A 19582-nucleotide genomic window follows, 5' to 3' on the forward strand; every position below is an offset into this window, starting at 1 on the left:
AGTGCTTTTATTCAATCGCAAAAGCTGACTAATTGTCCGTCATTATTCACTGTCCAGCGACTGCCATCGCTGGCGGGAATACCTATTTCATTTCGCCAGCGCTCTGGTAATGGACGTGGAATCGCTAATAATCCACCGCTGGCGGTTAGCATAAACGTGAATTCTAATCGCCCCGTGACTGCTCCACTCAGCACGACTCGCGCTCGCCAACAGCCATTCCATTCACGATAGAATTCATAGGTTAATTCCGGTTCAATGCCAAATAATTCAGTGAGCATGTCATGAATTAACGCTCGAGCGGCGGTGGCACGGTGAGAGAAATCCGTTAGCGGAATTGGTGCAGATAATGTCATAAGGATCAATTGATTCAATTAAAGTGTGTGCGACAGTTAACAAGCGCATTGTACTCGCTGAATTGTAGCACTTATTGCGCATCATTTTAATCAATTTATGCTTGATTCTCAAGTATTTTTCCATTCGCTCGTTCGCCATTCATCAAATATGTTTTAATCAATAGGTGATTTATGATGCACGCCATTGTCATGCACACCCCGGGTGATCCTAGCGTATTACAATACGTTGAATTACCCAAACCGCAATTAAACTCATCCACCGCATTACTCGTGCAATTAAAAGCCGCTGGCGTCAATCCGGTGGATACGAAAATCCGTGCTAAAGGGCCAATGTTAATTAACACTAATTCACCAACTGTTTTGGGTTGCGATGGTGCGGGCATTGTCACGGCAATTGGAAGTGAAGTGACACGCTTTAATCCCGGCGACGCGGTGTGGTTTTGTTATGGTGGATTAGGTGGATTAACTGGCAATTATGCCGACTACATTTTAATTGATGAAACCATAGCGCAACCCATGCCGCATACGCTCGATTTCATTCACGCCGCCGCGGCGCCATTGGTATTAATTACCGCATGGGAAGCCTTGTATGATCGCGCTCAATTGCATTCTAATCAAACTGTTTTAATTCACGGCGGCGCCGGCGGCGTTGGTCATGTAGCAATTCAATTAGCCTGTTTGCGCGGCGCCCGCGTCGCCACCACCATTAGCAATAATGAAAAGGCCGCGCTCGTGCGTGAATTAGGTGCGGAATGCGTTATCAATTATCGTGACACCGATATGAATACCGCCATTGCCGAATGGACACAGGGGCGCGGTGTAGATGTTGTATTAGACACCATTGGCCCCGAAGTCTTTCGCCAATCTATTCCATTAGTCGCGCCCTATGGCAATTTAGTCACCATTCTTAATCCCGGTGGTGAGTTCGATTGGATTGAAGCGCGGGTTCGCAATTTGCGCATCAGTTTAGAATTGATGTTGACGCCGCAATTGCGCACTTTACCCGATGCTTTATTAGCACAGGGGCGCATTTTACAACACTGCGCACAATGGTTTGATAGCAATCAACTGCGTATTCATATTGCCGCAACTATGCCACTTGCCGAAGCGGCGGCTGCCCATCAGCAATTAGAAGCAGGCGGTATGATGGGTAAATTGGTATTAACCCCGACAATAGCGAATGCGGTTTAATACGCCGTTGTTTGGCGCGCTGGTCTGTTAAGTTCTATTAAACCGACAATCATTTTTAACACCTTCGTCATTCCCACGAAAGCGGGAATGATGGCTGTCTTAACTGAGGAACTTAACAACCCTGCACGCTGGAGCGTAAGAAAAATTAAAAACACTTTATTACTGTTCATTCTCATCTATTAGATATTCATCATTTAGAATGGAACGCAATCCTCTTTTTAAACCAGACATGAACCCAGATGAATCACTATTAGAGCGCACCATTCGTCCGCGCCGTTTAGCCGAATACATTGGGCAAATGCGGGTGCGTGAACAATTGGAAATTTTCATTAGTGCAGCGCGGCAGCGTAATGAACCACTCGATCACACACTTATTTTTGGCCCACCGGGGTTAGGTAAAACGACATTAGCGCATATTTTAGCGCATGAAATGGGCAGTCAATTACGCCAAACCTCCGGTCCGGTATTAGAAAAAGCGGGTGATTTAGCGGCGTTATTAACCAATCTCAATGCTGGTGATTTATTGTTCATTGATGAAATTCACCGTCTCAATCCAGTGGTTGAGGAAATTCTTTATCCAGCATTAGAGGATTTTCAACTCGATATTATCATTGGTGATGGCCCGGCGGCGCGATCCATTAAATTAGATTTGCCACCGTTCACATTGATCGGCGCCACCACCCGCGCTGGTTTATTAACTTCACCATTGCGTGATCGCTTTGGGATTGTGCAGCGTTTGGAATACTACAATACGGCAGAGTTAATTGATATTGTGCAGCGCTCGGCGGGGATTTTTAATATTCCAGCCGATTTAAATGGGATTAAAGAAATTGCACGGCGTTCGCGTGGCACCCCGCGCATTGCCAATCGTTTATTACGGCGAGTGCGGGATTATGCCCAAGTGCGCGCTGCGGGTCATATTGATTATCATGTCGCAGCCGCGGCGTTATTATTATTAAATGTTGATGATTGCGGATTCGATCACATGGATCAACGCCTGCTTCACATCATTATTCACCAATTTGCCGGTGGTCCAGTGGGAATTGATAGTCTTGCCGCAGCATTGGGTGAAGAACGCGGCACAATCGAAGATGTCATTGAACCGTTTTTAATTCAACAGGGTTACATTATGCGCACCCCGCGTGGGCGGGTGGCAACGGCGGCAACTTATCAACATTTTGGTTTAACTCCGCCTAATGCAACAATCAACTCAAGCACTGAATCATTATTAAATCTGTGAAAACTGCTGTGTTATTTTTAACAGAACAGTTCGCATCATCTATTAAAAAAACTGCCATCCCATTCTACAATTGCGCCGTCACTTAACACAACCCGCACTCATCCGCTTGGTGGCAGTTTTATTAACATGCAAAACAAATACCTCACGTTACCAATACGATTATTACTCGCTGTCATTACTATTAATTTAGTCACTGCCATTGTCTTTACCACCTACACCTATACCAGTCAAGCGCAACAAATTATGCGTGGTATTGATGCTAAATTATTAACAACGGCGGCTGGAGTAAAATTGGTCATGGATGAATTTCACCAACAGTTCGCAATAAATCACACCGTGACGCCAGATGAATATCAACACTGCATGGATGAATTATCCATGTTTGCTAATGAAGCGCAGGTGGAATATGTCTATACAATAATTAGTCAAGAACAGCATATTGTATTTACCGCATCCAGCTATACTGAAAAAGAAAAAGCGGAGAGCAACTTTACTGAATTTCTCAGTGTGTATGATGATGCGAGTGACAGCATTGCGATTGCAATTGAAACGCAGCAAATTCAATACGACGAATACAGTGATAAATGGGGAACATTTCGGTCGGTATTTGTGCCAGCACAGACCGCAAACGGCTATCGCTATGTCATTGGTGTTGATATTTCGCTGGCCGATATTACCGCCACTCTTAATCAGGTACTTGTGAATTGCATTTTAATTGCATTGGGCGTATTTGTGATGGGGATTTTGGTTTCGTTGTTTTTAATGCGTTTTATTAATAATACCCTCGAATCTTTTGCTGCCGCTGTCAACGAAATTGCCAATGGTCATTTGAATATCACGGTTAGCTATCCCGCCACAGATCAACTTGGCATATTAGCAATTGACATCAATCGCATGGCCGATAATTTGCGTTTGTTAATTAACACCATGCAACAATCAGCCGATCAAGTGGCGACAACGGCAGAACAATTGAGTGCTACTTCCGAGCAAATTTCCAATGGTACAAATCAAGTTGCTGGACATTTAACTAGCGTTGCGGCCGCGACTGAACAAATGAGCGCCACTGCGGCTGAAATTGCCCAGAATTGCATTACAGCGGCGAATGAAGCGCGGCACGCAAGCCTTTCAGCAAATAGCGGTGTTGCCATTGTAATTGAAACAATTGATGCAATGCACTGTATTGCCGATCATGTTAAACAGACAGCGGAACAATTAACTGAACTCAATATCCGTTCTAATGAAATTGGCAAAATTAGCGCACTGATTACAAGCATTGCCCGTCAAACCAATTTATTAGCATTGAATGCGGCAATTGAAGCAGCAAACGCGGGGCAATATGGTAAAGGATTTGCAGTGGTGGCCGATGAAGTGCGCACTTTGGCTGATCAAACCACGCAAGCGGCGGCAAATATTATTCAAATCATTGCGACGATTCAGGGGGGAACCCAGGCGGCGGTCAGTGCAATTGATGCTGGATTAAAAAATGTCGCGCAGGGGACAGCAAGTGCAAGTCATTCCAGCACGGCATTGCAAATGATTTTAGAACAAATTGATACAGTGACGGCACAAGTAGATCAAATTAGCGCGGCAGCAGAAGAACAAACTGTGACTACTGTGAGTATTAGTCAAGACATTCATTATATTGCAGAAGTGGTGCAGCAAACTGCGCTGGATTCTCAATGCACTTCACAAGCAACACAACAGCTTGCTGAATTAGCGGGGCATTTACGCCAATAGCAGTCAGGAGTTATGCAGTTGGCAGAGCATACAATAATCTGACAGCATTACGGATGATTTTATTTTTCGCTTCTATAAAACTAATTCCGGTACGACAAAAGAAGCGTTCTAATCCGATAAAGCTCTAATTGCCAAACCAATGTGATTGCGTTGTGCAATTGCTAAACGAGACGCTAAAAACGCCGCCGCGAATGTCTCGCAGGCGTAAGCGTTATCCATAACGACAACACAATTAGCTGGTAATTTTGGCAATAAATCCTGAGTTATCCATAAAAGAAAAATCTGGGAATTAATTGAACCAACAAATAATACGACTGTAATTAAACAAAAATTGACTATAGCTCCAATGGCATTTACTTGTCCTTTTTCATGCCAATTGCGTTTATCTGAACATTTTTTCCAATAGCGGCATGTCAAACGATTAACTGACACTCATTCTTCGTCATTCCCGCTGTCGCGGAAATGACGATTGAGTTTGTGGATTAATTGCCGTGTTGAATTAAATTATTTTAGATTGACTATGGTATAGACACAACCGCCGTTGTATTTATGACGGTCAGCGCCGCTATTTTTACCAGTGAGGTAGTCGTCAATTAAGAAGCGTGACTCATCGGCGAGATGAAATAGGCGCTTGGGCTATTTGATGGCGTGGCTTTGTCTAAAATAAATTAACGGCGCCGCCGTGCTAATAAACCAACTAATCCGGCGCTAATTAACCAGAGGGTGCCGGGCAATGGAATGCCGTTGTTGCGAGCGGCTCATCGCACTCATGTAGATAAATCCGGTGCGGGCATCGAATGGCATAGTGAAGCTCCCAATTGAATTAATGACGGGGGAATTTTAACAAATCTAGGAGTGGCACACTTAGAGAGTTAAGCCATTAAATGCTATTTAAAAGAACGTTATTTTAACTCGGCGCGAAAATACGATTTGTTGTGAGCAGTTAGTTTTTTAACCTTTAAACCGTTTAACTTCCGAGTGAATAACAACATGAGTTATAATAATAATTTGCCATGAACTGTGCCGATCATTATCAATGATGCCGGTCACGCTTTGATTGTGCGTACCGTTTTCCACACCATTATTTCAATTCAACCGTATTATTAACATGACCGATTCACCAACACTTCTCACCACCCGCGCCCACACACTCGGGCAACAATTGATCGCTCGCCACTGGCAATTAGTCACGGCTGAATCCTGCACCGGCGGGTGGATTGCAAAGGTATTAACCGACAGTGCCGGCAGTAGCGCGTGGTTTGATCGCGGCTTTGTCACCTATAGCAACGCGGCGAAAACTGACATGCTCGGGGTGCCGGCGGCGTTAATTGCCCGCGACGGCGCGGTCAGTCCAGCAGTGGTGCGGGCGATGGCAATTGGCGCTTTGCACGCCAGCCACGCCCAAATGAGCGTTGCAGTTAGCGGAATTGCCGGCCCCGGCGGCGGGAGTGCCACCAAACCGGTCGGGATGGTGTGTTTGGCGTGGGGGATGCGGGCGGCGGCGGCGTCTGATGCACCGATTCAGGTGATGACGCGCACGGTGCAGTTGCGTGGTGATCGGGCGCAAATTCGCGCGGCCACCGTGCGATTGGCGCTGGCGCGGTTGCTGATCCTATTGAAAAATGAGGATGTGGCAAATGAATCGCCGCTCTGTAGTTGAATTACTCACCCAAAGTAAACCTGAATTGCAAGCACGTTTTGGCGTGACTCATCTTGCATTATGAAGATTTATTCGGTTGCCCGATTGATTTAGTGACAGAACAAGCACTGCAATCTGAATTGCGACCTTATGTAGAACGGGAAAAAGTCAATGTCTAAAATGCTGACATCGGTTAATTGTGCATCAGTTGCGAAGCCAATCACGCGCCCGTCAGTCAATTCAATATCAACCATGCAATCAATTGTCCAAACGCGCAGGGCGACGGGTTCGCTATTCACGTTGATGGCATTCATGGTATTATACCAAATACGATCAACCAGCCATACGATTCATGTACACCACGGTATTTAATGATGCACCGTCAAATGACCATTACGCTTGATGAAACTGTGTATGACGCATTGCACCGCACCATGAGTGAACAGCAGATGCGTCAGTTCATTAAAGAGTTAATTCGTGCGCATGTTTTCACGAATACGTTAGATACCGGTTATCAAGCGATGGCTGCTGACAATGAACGTGAAGCAGCAATTGCATTCAGCGTCATGGGAATGCAGCAGGCATTGCGTGGTATGGAAGATGAACCCGACCTGTACACGCTTGCTGATCTCAAGGAGCGGTGGCAATGAAGGAAGCGGGGCAAATCGTATTGGTGTCATTTCCGTATTCCGATCTGTCTAACGCAAAACTGCGTCCAGTGCTGCTTATTCGACCGGCATCTATTCGATTTAATGATTGGCTCGTCTGCATGGTGTCCTCTCAAATCCACCAAGCGGATAGTCATCTTGATGAAATTTTATTATCAAGCGACGCTGAATTTGCGGCAACTGGATTGAAAGTCCCGAGTGTGTTGCGTTTATCTCGACTTGCTGTATTGGATGATTCATTGCTCATTGGATGTTTAGGATCAATTAGCAAGGATCGGTTGTGGCGTATTCGTCAACGACTCGCCGCATGGCTGATGGCAGACAATTGAAGAATACGCTTATTTCCCCGCCCCTTCCACAATCGCAATTTCATCAGGCGTCAATTCGTACAGGGCATACACCAATTGATCTATTTCCCGTTCTAATGCGCTGGTGTCGGCTTTGGGATTATTAGATTTGGCAGCGAGGATTTGGTCAACTAATAATTCAATTGATTGTTGTTGCTCGGCAGTTTTAGGTATGACAAAAGGCAATGCTTCAAGCGTTGTTTTATTAATAGCCATGTAGCCGCCTGCCAAGTGCTTATCTTTAAATTTTATGTTCATGTAATATGATAAATACTTGCTATTAAGCACGGCCAATAAAAATTTAGGATCAAATCCTCCATAGTCGTGAATAGCATAAACGCCCACGCCCAAGGCTAATGGCGCTTCCCAATAAACAGCCTCAATTACTTTCGTCATTCCCGCAATTACAATTTTTTCTCGTGTCCAGAACTCCCATTTCGTCGCTGCTATCTTGTTATATCTCTTGATAAATGCTTTTTTATAGGTTTTACCCATGTACCTTACGTTATTAAATTTGATTGAATACCGGTCAATAGAACCACTCACAACAAACGGTATACGATCCTCGTCGGGCATATCTCCAATGTAGGGAACTAATTGTTGCGCTTGAAAACCAGTTGTACCTGATGCAAATTTAATATGATTATCACGAAAGGTTTTAAATTCTTTCATCTTTTTCCTAGCAATTAAACGGTTGTAGCGCAGGTCTTCTAATTTTTCAATTTCGTATTCAGCAAATGAATTTGAAGTTTTGTTGCCAACAAAAATAATTGGATACACTGCGGCGTTTTCAAATACGTCATGCTGAGAAACATCAATCACCGCTTGCAGTCCATGTTGTTTCAAATGGTTGATGACTGCTTCTGAATATATCGAAACGCAAACTTTGTTGGGAATAATCCAACTAAAAGCGCTTGTCTTGCTGCCAATAATTACCCCCTTTAACAAAAAGAGCGTGTAAATGTCAAACGCACCTTTTACAAGCGGATATTCTTTTCGATACGTTTTCCGCAATGATTCGTCTGTTTTTGCATGAGCTACAGCCGATATGTACGGCGGATTCCCAATCACCACATCAAACCCACCTTTAGATTGAAACACCTCCGAAAAATACAATTCAAAATCAAACGCCGCCTTGCCATTCGTTAATTGGTGAATAATCGCCTCAATCTCCCGCCGATACTGCGCCTTTTTATCACGATCTGATTCATCAAAATAGCGCGGTTTTAATTGTTCAAGTTGCCGAAACAACGCCTCGTTAAATAAATCTTTACTCACCCCCAACAGCGAATTGCCCACCACAATTTTATAATCCAAATTCGGCAACGGTTTAATCTGCTCCACCTCTTCTTCATCCACCACCAATGACAACCACAACCGCAATTTCGCAATCTCTACTGCGCCCGGATCAATATCAACCCCGTATAAACAGTGTTGAATTGCATGACGTTTAAATAAATACGCCGAGCGCGGCTGCGCGGTATTAAAATACGGCATTAATGCTAACCGCACCCGCACTATTTCCATCATCATTCCCACCGGAAATGCGCCTGATCCGACCGCTGGATCACACACGGTCATTGCCGCCAACGCCTCATCAATTAACTTCGCCTGACGTTGAATCGCCGCCGGCATTTCCCGCCCGGCGTAATGTGTTTTGACAGATTCATAATTCAGCAATTGCTCACCCGACCGCACCAGCGTTTCCAAATCTGCTCGCGGCACTGCTGTCAATTCAGGCGTGTTTAATTGCGTCTCTAAATAGTTAATTAAACTTTCCTGACACATGTAATGCACAATTTCACGCGGCGTATAATACGCGCCCAACCCTTTGCGGCGATTATCTTCAATTAAGTTTTCAAACACCTTGCCCAACATTTCGGGATCAATTGCCACATCCTTCTCTAATGGCTCCGCTTCATTCACGGTAAAATTGTAGCGATCAAAGACATCAAAAATCCCCGTGCCAATATCGCCCGCCGCCGTGCGTTCATTATTGGTGAATAATTCATTTGGTAATAAAACGTCCACCTCGCGCCAATGGTAATTGCCCAGCGGTTCAAATAACCCGCCATTCAAAAACGGCAGCCGACAATTGAATTGCGCACACCACGCGGCATGACCGCGATCCGTCGCCAACGTGTCATACAACAGCGGCTCTAATACGTCATTAAATAAATTGGTGTATTGACCATGCGCACCATTGGTTAATTGCCGTAAAAAATCCCGCGCACCACTGCCCCAATTGCCATCTTGTTTAACACCGAGCCAACCTTTCTTTTGCAAAAAATACAAAAACACCAACTGCCCTAATAACTTTTTAATAAACTCAACGGGATTGATCTGCGCCCGCGTGAATTCCGCCGCCAGCGCCGCATCATTTGCCACCAATTCAGTCAATGCCGCCTCGCATTGATTAAATAACTGGACGTATTGTTTGAAAAACTCTTTAGTAACGGATTCAACGCTAAACGCCTCTTCAATCTCCGTTAATGTCGGCGTCCGCCGCACTTCCTGTAATAACCCAATAAACCGCGACTGCGCGGTGTGGCAACTTTCATTTGCCCCGACCAAATAAGAACTGCGCCGCGCTGGCGTTAATTGCGTTTTAATACCAACCGTCCCCGCCGCCGTTTCAATGGCGCTGTATTCCATTTTGACGTATGAAAACCGCCATTGCTGTTCACTCGGTGACACGAAAGCGACCAGCGCCGCATCCTTTTCATTACGCTGTTTAAGATGATCGGCAATAAAATTGCGCAGCGCCGTCCGCGCCCGTTCTAATTGCGCATCATTCGTCAAATGAACAATGAGTACGTCTAATTTATCATCATCTGGCGCGGTGTAAGTGCCGAGCCGTTCATAATGATTGACAAACGGCTTAAACGCATCTTTAATATATTTTTTCGGCCAAACCGTCGCCTTGTTTTCATCAAAATTGTCGTTGAGTAAATTGCGCGTGAATTCCAAAAACTTGACGCGATTGAATGCGTGGGAAAATAGATTAGCAATATAAATGCGGGCTTGTTGTGGGTTCATGGTGATTTAGCTCTTAATTCTCTCTCCCGGCGGGAGAGGGTTAGGGAGAGATGGCTCTTAATTCCCTCTCCCAGCGGGAGAGGGTTAGGGAGAGGGAGAAATTTAGCTCGTTTAATTGCGTCACTTTGAAGGATAATTTGCTGATCGGTTCAGTCACAACCAACAACTATTTTAACACCCCTACTTGGAATATTCGCTCATGTCAAACGCAACGACTTTCAACCATATTATTGAAACTGCATCGCAACTCCCCTTAGAACAACAGGAAATGTTAATTGAAATCCTACACAAACGCGGGATTGAACAGCGGCGCACCGCAATTGCAACTGCGGCACAGCAATCAATTGCGTTATTTCACGCCGGCGAATTGCCAGCGCAGTCAGCCGCAGCAGTCATTGCGATGCTAGGTGGCTCTGAACCGCAGCTCGATGATATTCCCAGACGACAATCACTCATCAAACATAGCAATTAACGGAGATGGTCATGTCACAAATCGTTTTTGATGCACCGGAATTAAAACAACTGCTGAAACAAGTATTGACAGAAACACTCATTGAACAGCGAGCGTTATTGCGTGAAGTGTTCATTGATGCACTAGAAGAAGTGGCATTAGCCGAAGCAATCCGTCAAGGTCAAACAACAACACTCATTGATCGTTCTCAATTCCCTCTCCCGGCGGGAGAGGGTTAGGGAGAGGGAGAAATCTAATGAGTTTAATTGCGTCAAAACAAATAACAATATCACTCACCCCCAATAAGATAAGACGACACAATCACTTCAACCGGCGCGCTTGGGCGGTGAACTGTTTTAGCACGATCTATTTGCAACAACTCCGCTGGAATTAAACGACGCAGCACCGCCAACACGTTCATTGGCAATAGATTCGCTGGGGATTTCAATTCAGCCGCCACTGTTTTAGCCGTCGCTTTGGGCAATAAACCCGCCTCCACCAAACGCAATACATCGTGAATAAACTGCGCATCCGCAGCGGTGAATTGCGGACACCGCCGCACCGTTTTATCTTTTAACCGCTTCACAATGTAATGCTCATGTTGATGATCCCGCGGCGCCGCGGCGGGTTCAATGTCACTGGTCGTCGCAGTGATAAACGCCGTTTTATTTTGCTCCAATAACGCATAAAACCGCTGCGGAATAGGTTGGCGCACTTCATTCAGATCAGCAGGTTTTAATAGCGTCGCCGCAGTCACGAAATCCAATTCAACTGGCGCCGCGCCAGCGCCACTGCTCATCAAAAACTTATCCAATTGCCCCTGCCGAAAATAACTCAATACCGCTGGCATGGTTGACACCGCCGCAATGGGCACTTGTCGCGTCGAGCGCGCTTTATTTGGCAAACGTTTAATGCGTTCAAACAACGCGGGTTGTTGATCGCGCACGGCACGAATTTCAGTTAAAAACGGCAATTCAGAATCAGTATCGCCCGCCTCACCCGTGACCGTTTCTTTAGAATGCCAGCGCGTAAATAAATCATGCGACACGATTTCTTCATCATCAGTTAATAGCCGCGCATCCGCGCCCAGCATTTGAATAAACCCATGAATTTTCGCCTCCGCCGCCTCGCGCAATTTAATTAAATCATTGCCCTCATCAGTCGGGAAAAAATTATAGGTGTGAATGCGCTCAAATGCACTGCCGACGCGATTGACTCGCCCGACGCGCTGAATTAAACGGGTTGGATTCCAGGGAATATCATAATTAACCACGATATTAGCGCGATGCAAATTAACGCCCTCGGCCAAAATGTCCGTTGCCACCAAAATGCGGTAATCATCTTTGGGGCGATGATATTTGGCATCAAAATTGGCGATCACCGCTTGGCGGACACACGGCGCGGTTTCACCCGTCACCAGCAACACCCGTGACTCGACCTGATCGCGGATGTTGGCGGCCAGATAGGCGGCCGTTTCCTGCGATTCGGTGAAAATGATGACTTTAGCGGTGCGCAGCAACGGCGACTGCTGCAACTCAGCGCGAAAGCATTCCCACTTCGGATCGCGGGTCATTAACTGCCACCCGTCGCGCACACCGTGCAACACCGCCAAATCCTGTTCCAAATCCGTCAAAAACGTCGGCATGAAGTCAGCCGCCGCCAATTGTTCCGCCTGATCCGCCTCCAGCAACCGCGCAATGCCGACGTCATCATCCTTGTCCAGCAGGTCAAAAATCTTGCCGCTGTGCCGCTTGCTGATAAACACCCGCCCGTTGTGATACTCAGTAATGACACGCTCATACGTCGTGATAAACCGCGCCAACGTGGCTCGAAAGGCGGCAAAACTGCTCTCCAGCCGCTTGACCAGCAGAATTTTCATCAGCGCGGCCAAATTGCGTTGACTGTGAATGACTTGCGCGTCCGCTTCGCCCCTGCGATACGTCAACTGCATGTAACGGGTGTAGCGAAACCGCTGCGTCAGCGCGTACATCGTGTCATCAAACACCCGCGCCTCGGTCGCGTTGAACTGGTAAAACAGCGGCGTCGGATCAGCCACGTCGGGAAAACGGATGCCCTGCCGCGCCAAATCCGCGCCGTAATACTTGGCAATTTCGGTGCGCGTGCGGCGAATCATCACATATTTCAAGACCTTATTGCGGATGTCACGCGCATTGTCCTGCACCGTGCGCACATACTCGGCGCGATCGCGTTGCCGATCTAAACCGTCAAGCCGCCGCCGCAACTTGGCAAAAAAGGCGTCCAAATTGCGCACATTTGGGATGGTGCTATTGCGGCCGGGCTGGAACAGTTTGATTTGGCTCAAAATATCCTGCGGTGAATTATTCAGCGGCGTGGCCGACACCAGCACGACGCGCTTGCCCGCGCAAATCTGCTGCAATTGGGCGTAACTTTGCGTCGAATCGCTGCGAAAACGGTGCGATTCGTCAATAAAAACCGTCGTGAATTTGCGCAAATCCTGCGTACAGAGCGCCGCTAATTTGCCCACCGATTCGCAGTGATGACCGCGCACACCAAAGTCGCGGAATACGGTTGGCCACGCATTGGGATTATTGCAATCTAATAAATGCGGCGGGGCAATGATTAAACACGGCGTATTTAATTGTTGCGCTAATAACGCCGCCATGTACGTTTTACCCAATCCCACCACGTCCGCTAAAAACACGCCGCCGTATTCATCCAAAATCTTGCGCGCACTCGCCACTGCTTCCGCTTGATATTGCAATTGCTTAAAACCGTCGGGGAAATCAGAACCGACATCATCAATAGTCAAGGTTAATTCGCGCCGGAAATAGACCGCTAATAATTTCAAATATAATTCATACGGTGTGAAGGGTGCGTAAGGCGAGTGTTTAGTAATCGTTTCAACGTAATCTGCACTGACATCCACCGCCTGCGCCCATAATTCATTAAACTTATCCAGCGCGAATTGATAATCAGCGCGGTTTTTTAATTCAACATTGAATTCGAGATTGTCCACCAAACCCGCCGCGGTGAAATTACTCGACCCGGTAATCACCCGCCCGCGATCACGGTCGCCGTCGTGAAATGTCAAAACGTACAATTTGGCGTGCAATTGGTGCGATGGATAAGCGCGAATCGCCAATTTGCCAGATTGAATCCACGCCACGAATTGCGTGACGCCGTTTTCAATTGCGGCGCTGTCTTCGGCGGCGGTTAATTCATTGAGGATGGTGGCGGGCAATTGTTGATGAACACGGGCGCTTGATTCGAGCGGGATTTCCTGCTGCGCCGGTGCCGATTGAATTAACGCGGCCGTCGGGCGATCAGTGTTAATCCCAATCAGAATCCGAATCTGCTCGGTGTTGATTAAGGCGGGGTGGAGTTGATGAAATCCGCTAATAAAAAAATAGCCGACGAGGCAATCAAAACAGCGGGTGTTTTGGGTTAATAAAACTGTGAAACGGTCGCGGAGATGCTGGCCGTGTTCATTGGTGATGAAAGTCAGATCGGTAGGCATGGGTATTAATAATTACCGGGCGGGTGATGACGAACAGATCATCAATAAAAAACCCAGCGCTGTCAATTAACAGAGCTGGGTTTTTTTGATGAGCGTGGCAATTAATCAATCACGATTGTTTAATCCCACGCTGTGAAAAACAGATTAAACCGTCACAATAACAATTGCCGCATGTCGCCCAACAATTGCGTTAATAACGTGGTGAAGCGCACGCCATCCGCGCCGTCCACCACGCGATGGTCATACGATAATGACAGCGGCAATTGCAAGCGCGGCACGAATTGCTTGCTCGTCGCATCCCACACCGGCTGCGTGGTGGCGCGTGACACGCCCAACACCGCGACTTCGGGCGCGTTGACAATCGGTGTGAACGCCGTACCGCCAATGCCGCCCAAACTGGAGATCGAAAACACGCCGCCCTGCAAATCGCTCGGCGCTAATTTGCCGTCCCGCGCTTTGGCACTCAGCGCCGCCAACTCGGTCGCCAGCGCCAGCAGTCCCTTGTGATCCACGTCGCGCACCACCGGCACCACCAGCCCGTTGGGCGTGTCCACCGCGACGCCGATGTGGCAATACTGTTTCAACACTACCTGCTCGCCGTTGTCAATCAGCGACGCTTTCAACAGCGGCATCCGCGCCAGCGCCGTCGCCACCGCTTTCAACACGAACGGCAGCAACGTCAATTTGACCCCGGCGGCAGTGACTTGCTGACTGGTGCGGAACGCCTCCAGATCGGTGATGTCGGCCGCGTCAAACTGCGTGACGTGCGGCACGGTAGTCCAACTGCGGTGCAGGTGCGCGCCACTCACGCGGCGGACTCGCGCCAGCGGCTGCGTTTCCACCGGCCCAAATTTGGCGAAATCAGCAGCGGTCAAAGTCGGCGCAAATCCCCCCTGCCCCCCTTTGTCAAAGGGGGGAGACGCGGGTGCGACTGGTGCCACGGGTGAACTGGTCACGGTAGGCGCAGTTGCGGATGAACTGGTCGCCGCCGCTGGTGCCGCTGCCGTGGCCAAACGCTGTTTAACAAATGTCTGCACATCCTCCTTGACGATGCGCGATTTCGGCCCCGTGCCGGTGACTTGGGTCAAATCCACGCCCAACTCGCGGGCAAAGCGCCGCACACTGGGGCTGGCGTGGGGTAATTGACCCGGGGCGATGGCGGCTAAATCTGCCGGCCGCGGCAGCACTGGTGCTTTGCGCGACTCACCGGCGAGCGCGGCAGTCGTGGGCGGATGCAGCGTTTTGTCATCATGGGCAAATAACGAGTTGACCGGCAGCTCTTCCGTCGCCGTCGGTAGCAGCGTCAACAAGCGGTCGCCGTAGCCGACCTGATCGCCCACCTGCACCCAGACGTGTTGCACTAAACCGGCAAGCGGCGTGGGTACTTCCAGCGTCGTTTTGTCAGTTTCCAAAATCAACAGCGGCTGCTCGGCGTTGACCACATCGCCGGGGCGGATTTGCACCTCGATGATCGGCACTCGTTTAATGTCACCGATGTCGGGCAGGCAAATCTCAATCGGGGCGAGGGGTGAGGCGGGCGCCGCAGTGGGTGCTGGCGCGGCGGGAAATCCCCCCTGCCCAGTTGCGCCGAGAAATCCCCCCTGCCCCCCTTTGTCAAAGGGGGGTGAAGAGATTGGCGCGGCCGGCGGCGTCACGAGTGGCGCAGGTGCGGCGGCAACCCCGTCCGCGGGCGTGGTGCGCATGAGCAAATCGCCTTTGCTCACCCGTTGCCCGGCGGTCACGATCAATTCCTGCACCACCGCCGCAGCGGGGGCGGGAATTTCAATCGTCGCCTTGTCACTTTCCACCACCAGCAGCGGCTGTTCCGCGCTAATGGTGTCGCCCACTTGGACGAGGATTTCCACGATTTCGACATCGGCCACGTCGCCAACGTCGGGTAATACAACATCAATCAGCGTAGTCACGCGCACATATCCTCAAATCAATAATAAAAAAGTGGTCACTATTCGGTCTGTTCATCATTCAGTTAATCCCGTTTATCAATTCAAAAGGGCGTAGCAGATTAGTCAAATTATTTCTCGCTACACTCGATATGACAAATCACAGTTGGGAAATATAATAGGTTACGCCGCGGCCACTCAACCGTCGCGGCTATTCCAACTGCCAATAGCCATGTTGTTTAATTTCTGTGTGCATGGCGTCAGGTGCTAAATCCAGATGTTCTAACCAAGTTAATACACCATCCACAATGGTCACGGCCGCGAATTGCAATGGGTCATGCAATGGTGCGAATACGCCGCGGAAAAATGTTGGCGAACAATAAATCATGCCTTCCACACCATCACGAAAACGTACCCATAAAGAAAACTCTGGCATGACTTTCACATCAACGACATCCCATTCCATGATGTTACTCCAATGGTGCAACTGATTTTGGATGTTGCATGGTTTGACACAATTGCCAGTTTTCTAATAATTCACTCTGATGCAGTTCAGCCCAATCTAACACAAGATTGAGTGCGCGGCGCGGTAGTTTGCCCTCAGTCAATTCCGGTGGGTTAATAGCAATAATTGCTTTGTAGTCGCCGTATTTAACGTGAAAATGCGGTGGGCAATGCTCCCGAAAAAACATCTGAATGACCATTCCATAAAACATGCTAATCGTTGGCATGGATCAATTCCATTTAATAAGAAGTGAATCGTCCCCACGCGCTGCATGAGAACGATTAATCAATCATTACCGCGTCACCGGATGCCCCTGATCCGTCGCAATTTGATAGCGCGCAATGGCATCACTCACCACCGCCGCGTCCAATTGCCCATCATCCGCCAACGCTTTTAATGCCGCGACCACGACATGCCAGCGATCCACCTCGAAAAATTTGCGCAATTGCGAGCGCAAATCGCTGCGCCCGAACCCATCCGTGCCCAGTGTGACATACCGCTGTGACGACGGGAGGTACGGGCGGATTTGGTCGGGATAAGCGCGGATATAATCAGTTGCGGCCACGATTGGCGTCGAACTCGCGCCCAACTGCGCAGTGACATACGCGACCCGCGGCGCCGCTGCGGGATGCAGCCGATTCCACCGCTCCACATCACTCCCATCGCGGCGCAATTCATTAAAACTGGTCACGCTCCACACCGCCGCCGTGATATTAAAATCATTCTGCAATAATTCAGCCGCGGCTAAAACCTCGCGCAAAATCGCACCGCTACCTAATAATTGCACCTGCGCATTTAATTGCGGTTGAATCGCGTACAACCCGCGTTTAATACCCTCTTCTACGCCATCGGGCAATGCCGGTTGCGGGTAGTTTTCATTCATCACGGTAATATAATAAAAACAATTTTCCCGCAATTGATACATCCGCCGCAAACCGTCTTGAATAATCACCGCCAATTCATACGCAAAGGCCGGATCATAACTCACGCAATTGGGAATGGTCGCCGCGTTAATATGACTGTGACCATCTTGGTGTTGCAATCCTTCACCCGCTAATGTCGTGCGCCCGGCCGTGCCACCAATTAAAAACCCACGCGCCCGCATATCACCCGCCGCCCACGCCAAATCACCGACGCGCTGAAAACCAAACATCGAGTAATAGATATAAAACGGAATCATCGCCTGCCCGTGATTGGCATACGCCGTCGCCGCCGCAATCCACGATGACATTGCCCCCGCTTCATTAATACCCTCTTGCAAAATCTGGCCTTTTTTGTCCTCGCGGTAATACATCACCTGATCCGAATCTACCGGTTCGTATAATTGACCGACCGATGAATAAATACCCAATTGGCGGAACATGCCTTCCATGCCAAATGTCCGCGCTTCATCAGGAATAATGGGCACAATCCGCGAGCCAAGTGCCGGATCACGCACCAGAATTGTTAATAACCGCACCAACGCCATCGTGGTTGAGACTTCACGCTCACCACTACTTTCTAATAACGGTTGAAATGCCGTTAATGGCGGCGCATCTAATGCAGGCGCGGTATCCCGCCGCGCTGGTAAATAACCGCCCAATTCCGCCCGCCGCGCTTTCAAATAAGTAATTTCGGGGCTATCATCGGCCGGCCGATAAAAGGGCGCTTCGGCAATGCGATCATCCGAAATTGGGATATTAAACCGATCACGAAATGCTTTTAAGTGATCCTCGCCCATTTTCTTTTGTGAATGCGTAATGTTCATTCCTTCGCCGGCCACGCCCATTCCATAACCTTTCACAGTTTTGGCTAAAATCACCGTTGGTTGACCGCGATGTTGCACCGCAGCAGCATAGGCCGCGTGGATTTTAATAGGATCATGGCCGCCGCGATTTAATCGCCAAATATCCTCATCCGTCATATTCGCCACCATCTCGGCCAATTCGGGATATTTGCCAAAGAAATGCTCGCGGGTATAGGCACCGCCCTTCGCTTTATAGGCCTGATAATCGCCGTCCACGCATTCCTCCATGCGCTTTAATAATAGACCGTTTTTATCCCGTGCTAATAACGGATCCCAATAACTCCCCCAAATGACTTTAATCACATTCCAGCCGGCACCGCGAAACACCGCTTCTAATTCTTGAATGATTTTACCATTACCGCGCACGGGGCCATCTAAGCGCTGTAAATTGCAGTTAATCACAAACACTAAATTGTCTAACCGCTCGCGGGCGGCTAATGAAATGGCGCCGAGTGATTCGGGTTCATCCATTTCACCATCACCTAAAAACGCCCACACGCGGCGGTTATCCGTATTCACCAAGCCGCGATCTGATAGATAGCGCATAAACCGCGCTTGATAAATCGCCATCAATGGCCCCAATCCCATTGATACGGTCGGGAATTGCCAAAAGTCCGGCATTAACCACGGATGCGGATAAGACGATAATCCATTGCCATTCACTTCTTGGCGGAATTGATGTAATTGCGCTTCGCTAATCCGCCCCTCCATAAATGCGCGGGCATAAATCCCGGGCGCTGAATGCCCTTGTGTGAAAATTAAATCGCCGCCGTGATCGGGTGTCGGTGCATGAAAAAAGTGATTAAAACCGACATCATACAGCGTCGCGCTCGATGCAAATGACGCAATATGACCGCCCAATTCAGTGGATAAACGATTGGCTTGCACCACCATTGCCATTGCATTCCAACGAATCAATGAACGAATACGCCGTTCCATTGCGCGTTCACCGGGAAAACGTGGTTGCTGTGGCACCGCAATTGTATTGAGATACGCGGTATTGGCACTGAATGGCAAATACGCGCCAAAGCGGCGGGCGCGTTCAATTAAACGTTCCAATAAATAATGCGCCCGTTCCGTGCCTTCATTTTCTAACACGGCAGTGAGCGCATCGAGCCATTCTTGGGTTTCTTGGGGATCGTGATCGGGAGAATTAAGCATGGTCATTGCAGTTTTTCAATTCAAGTTCATTGATTTAGTGGATGAAGTAATCGCATTTTTTTAAT

The 19582-nt window shown here is 48.5% G+C and carries 16 protein-coding genes and 1 pseudogene; 9 read left to right on the forward strand and 8 right to left on the reverse strand.

The annotated features are described in order from the left end of the window. Positions 1 to 11: 11 nt before the first annotated feature. Positions 12 to 353, reverse strand: coding sequence for a hypothetical protein (locus HUK38_RS00195; RefSeq protein ID WP_182581758.1), 342 nt, complete (start codon positions 351 to 353; stop codon positions 12 to 14). Between the two features lie 171 nt (positions 354 to 524). Here HUK38_RS00195 and HUK38_RS00200 point away from each other — a divergent pair, with 171 nt between their 5' ends. From HUK38_RS00200 to HUK38_RS00210, 3 genes are all read left to right on the forward strand, one after another. After that, positions 525 to 1544 (forward strand): zinc-binding dehydrogenase, encoded by a 1020-nt coding sequence (locus tag HUK38_RS00200; protein ID WP_338065334.1) that lies wholly within the window; start codon positions 525 to 527, stop codon positions 1542 to 1544. A 229-nt stretch (positions 1545 to 1773) separates the two neighbouring features. After that, the gene (gene ruvB / locus HUK38_RS00205; protein ID WP_238787328.1) at positions 1774 to 2784 is read left to right on the forward strand and encodes a Holliday junction branch migration DNA helicase RuvB; all 1011 of its coding nucleotides are present in this window, start codon (positions 1774 to 1776) and stop codon (positions 2782 to 2784) included. Positions 2785 to 2910: 126 nt separating this feature from the next. Then, a complete protein-coding gene (locus HUK38_RS00210) occupies positions 2911 to 4521 on the forward strand; it encodes a methyl-accepting chemotaxis protein (protein WP_182581760.1) in 1611 nt (536 codons plus the stop codon). 668 nt (positions 4522 to 5189) lie between these two features. Here HUK38_RS00210 and HUK38_RS15555 read toward each other — a convergent pair. Continuing rightward, positions 5190 to 5255, reverse strand: a complete 66-nt coding sequence (locus HUK38_RS15555; protein ID WP_194365763.1) for a PEP-CTERM sorting domain-containing protein — start codon at positions 5253 to 5255, stop codon at positions 5190 to 5192. Between the two features lie 374 nt (positions 5256 to 5629). Here HUK38_RS15555 and HUK38_RS00220 point away from each other — a divergent pair, with 374 nt between their 5' ends. The 4 genes and pseudogenes from HUK38_RS00220 to HUK38_RS00235 all read left to right on the forward strand — a co-directional run bounded on the left by HUK38_RS00220 (position 5630) and on the right by HUK38_RS00235 (position 7157). Continuing rightward, entirely contained in the window at positions 5630 to 6181 is a 552-nt protein-coding gene (locus HUK38_RS00220) for a CinA family protein (RefSeq protein WP_182581761.1), read from the forward strand. Positions 6182 to 6237: 56 nt separating this feature from the next. Continuing rightward, positions 6238 to 6339: pseudogene (locus tag HUK38_RS15470) on the forward strand (DNA polymerase subunit beta); the annotation flags it as partial. A gap of 207 nt (positions 6340 to 6546) precedes the next feature. After that, complete coding sequence (locus HUK38_RS14845) at positions 6547 to 6810, forward strand: hypothetical protein (protein WP_238787329.1); 264 nt, start codon at positions 6547 to 6549, stop codon at positions 6808 to 6810. Further along, the gene (locus HUK38_RS00235) at positions 6807 to 7157 is read left to right on the forward strand and encodes a type II toxin-antitoxin system PemK/MazF family toxin (RefSeq protein ID WP_182581763.1); all 351 of its coding nucleotides are present in this window, start codon (positions 6807 to 6809) and stop codon (positions 7155 to 7157) included. The genes HUK38_RS14845 and HUK38_RS00235 overlap by 4 nt, the downstream gene beginning before the upstream one ends. 9 nt (positions 7158 to 7166) lie before the next feature. Here HUK38_RS00235 and HUK38_RS00240 read toward each other — a convergent pair whose 3' ends face one another. Beyond that, positions 7167 to 10214, reverse strand: a complete 3048-nt coding sequence (locus HUK38_RS00240; protein ID WP_182581764.1) for an Eco57I restriction-modification methylase domain-containing protein — start codon at positions 10212 to 10214, stop codon at positions 7167 to 7169. 199 nt (positions 10215 to 10413) lie between these two features. Here HUK38_RS00240 and HUK38_RS00245 point away from each other — a divergent pair, with 199 nt between their 5' ends. Together HUK38_RS00245 and HUK38_RS00250 are read left to right on the forward strand one after the other, a co-directional pair. After that, positions 10414 to 10686, forward strand: a complete 273-nt coding sequence (locus tag HUK38_RS00245; RefSeq protein WP_202985495.1) for a hypothetical protein — start codon at positions 10414 to 10416, stop codon at positions 10684 to 10686. A gap of 11 nt (positions 10687 to 10697) precedes the next feature. Next, the gene (locus HUK38_RS00250) at positions 10698 to 10904 is read left to right on the forward strand and encodes a hypothetical protein (protein ID WP_182581765.1); all 207 of its coding nucleotides are present in this window, start codon (positions 10698 to 10700) and stop codon (positions 10902 to 10904) included. 50 nt (positions 10905 to 10954) lie between these two features. Here HUK38_RS00250 and HUK38_RS00255 read toward each other — a convergent pair whose 3' ends face one another. The 5 genes from HUK38_RS00255 to aceE all read right to left on the reverse strand — a co-directional run bounded on the left by HUK38_RS00255 (position 10955) and on the right by aceE (position 19517). Next, entirely contained in the window at positions 10955 to 14164 is a 3210-nt protein-coding gene (locus tag HUK38_RS00255; protein WP_182581766.1) for a helicase-related protein, read from the reverse strand. A 152-nt stretch (positions 14165 to 14316) separates the two neighbouring features. Further along, positions 14317 to 16089, reverse strand: coding sequence for a 2-oxo acid dehydrogenase subunit E2 (locus tag HUK38_RS00260; RefSeq protein WP_182581767.1), 1773 nt, complete (start codon positions 16087 to 16089; stop codon positions 14317 to 14319). Between the two features lie 187 nt (positions 16090 to 16276). Continuing rightward, positions 16277 to 16531 (reverse strand): DUF2442 domain-containing protein, encoded by a 255-nt coding sequence (locus HUK38_RS00265; protein WP_182581768.1) that lies wholly within the window; start codon positions 16529 to 16531, stop codon positions 16277 to 16279. Between the two features lie 4 nt (positions 16532 to 16535). Further along, positions 16536 to 16796, reverse strand: a complete 261-nt coding sequence (locus tag HUK38_RS00270) for a DUF4160 domain-containing protein (protein ID WP_182581769.1) — start codon at positions 16794 to 16796, stop codon at positions 16536 to 16538. A 66-nt stretch (positions 16797 to 16862) separates the two neighbouring features. Further along, on the reverse strand, positions 16863 to 19517 hold the full coding sequence (aceE, locus tag HUK38_RS00275) for a pyruvate dehydrogenase (acetyl-transferring), homodimeric type (RefSeq protein WP_182581770.1): 2655 nt from the start codon (positions 19515 to 19517) through the stop codon (positions 16863 to 16865). Positions 19518 to 19582: the final 65 nt, after the last annotated feature.

The organism is Thiospirillum jenense, assembly GCF_014145225.1.
Classification (GTDB): Bacteria; Pseudomonadota; Gammaproteobacteria; order Chromatiales; family Chromatiaceae; genus Thiospirillum; species Thiospirillum jenense.

Excerpts from the sequence above, each read along its gene's own strand:
- HUK38_RS00195 (WP_182581758.1), bottom strand. The coding sequence starts at position 353 with ATGACATTATCTGCACCAATTCCGCTAACGGATTTCTCTCACCGTGCC.
- HUK38_RS00200 (WP_338065334.1), top strand. The coding sequence starts at position 525 with ATGATGCACGCCATTGTCATGCACACCCCGGGTGATCCTAGCGTATTA.
- ruvB (WP_238787328.1), top strand. The coding sequence starts at position 1,774 with ATGAACCCAGATGAATCACTATTAGAGCGCACCATTCGTCCGCGCCGT.
- HUK38_RS00210 (WP_182581760.1), top strand. The coding sequence starts at position 2,911 with ATGCAAAACAAATACCTCACGTTACCAATACGATTATTACTCGCTGTC.
- HUK38_RS00220 (WP_182581761.1), top strand. The coding sequence starts at position 5,630 with ATGACCGATTCACCAACACTTCTCACCACCCGCGCCCACACACTCGGG.
- HUK38_RS14845 (WP_238787329.1), top strand. The coding sequence starts at position 6,547 with ATGACCATTACGCTTGATGAAACTGTGTATGACGCATTGCACCGCACC.
- HUK38_RS00235 (WP_182581763.1), top strand. The coding sequence starts at position 6,807 with ATGAAGGAAGCGGGGCAAATCGTATTGGTGTCATTTCCGTATTCCGAT.
- HUK38_RS00240 (WP_182581764.1), bottom strand. The coding sequence starts at position 10,214 with ATGAACCCACAACAAGCCCGCATTTATATTGCTAATCTATTTTCCCAC.
- HUK38_RS00245 (WP_202985495.1), top strand. The coding sequence starts at position 10,414 with ATGTCAAACGCAACGACTTTCAACCATATTATTGAAACTGCATCGCAA.
- HUK38_RS00250 (WP_182581765.1), top strand. The coding sequence starts at position 10,698 with ATGTCACAAATCGTTTTTGATGCACCGGAATTAAAACAACTGCTGAAA.
- HUK38_RS00255 (WP_182581766.1), bottom strand. The coding sequence starts at position 14,164 with ATGCCTACCGATCTGACTTTCATCACCAATGAACACGGCCAGCATCTC.
- HUK38_RS00265 (WP_182581768.1), bottom strand. The coding sequence starts at position 16,531 with ATGGAATGGGATGTCGTTGATGTGAAAGTCATGCCAGAGTTTTCTTTA.
- HUK38_RS00270 (WP_182581769.1), bottom strand. The coding sequence starts at position 16,796 with ATGCCAACGATTAGCATGTTTTATGGAATGGTCATTCAGATGTTTTTT.
- aceE (WP_182581770.1), bottom strand. The coding sequence starts at position 19,517 with ATGCTTAATTCTCCCGATCACGATCCCCAAGAAACCCAAGAATGGCTC.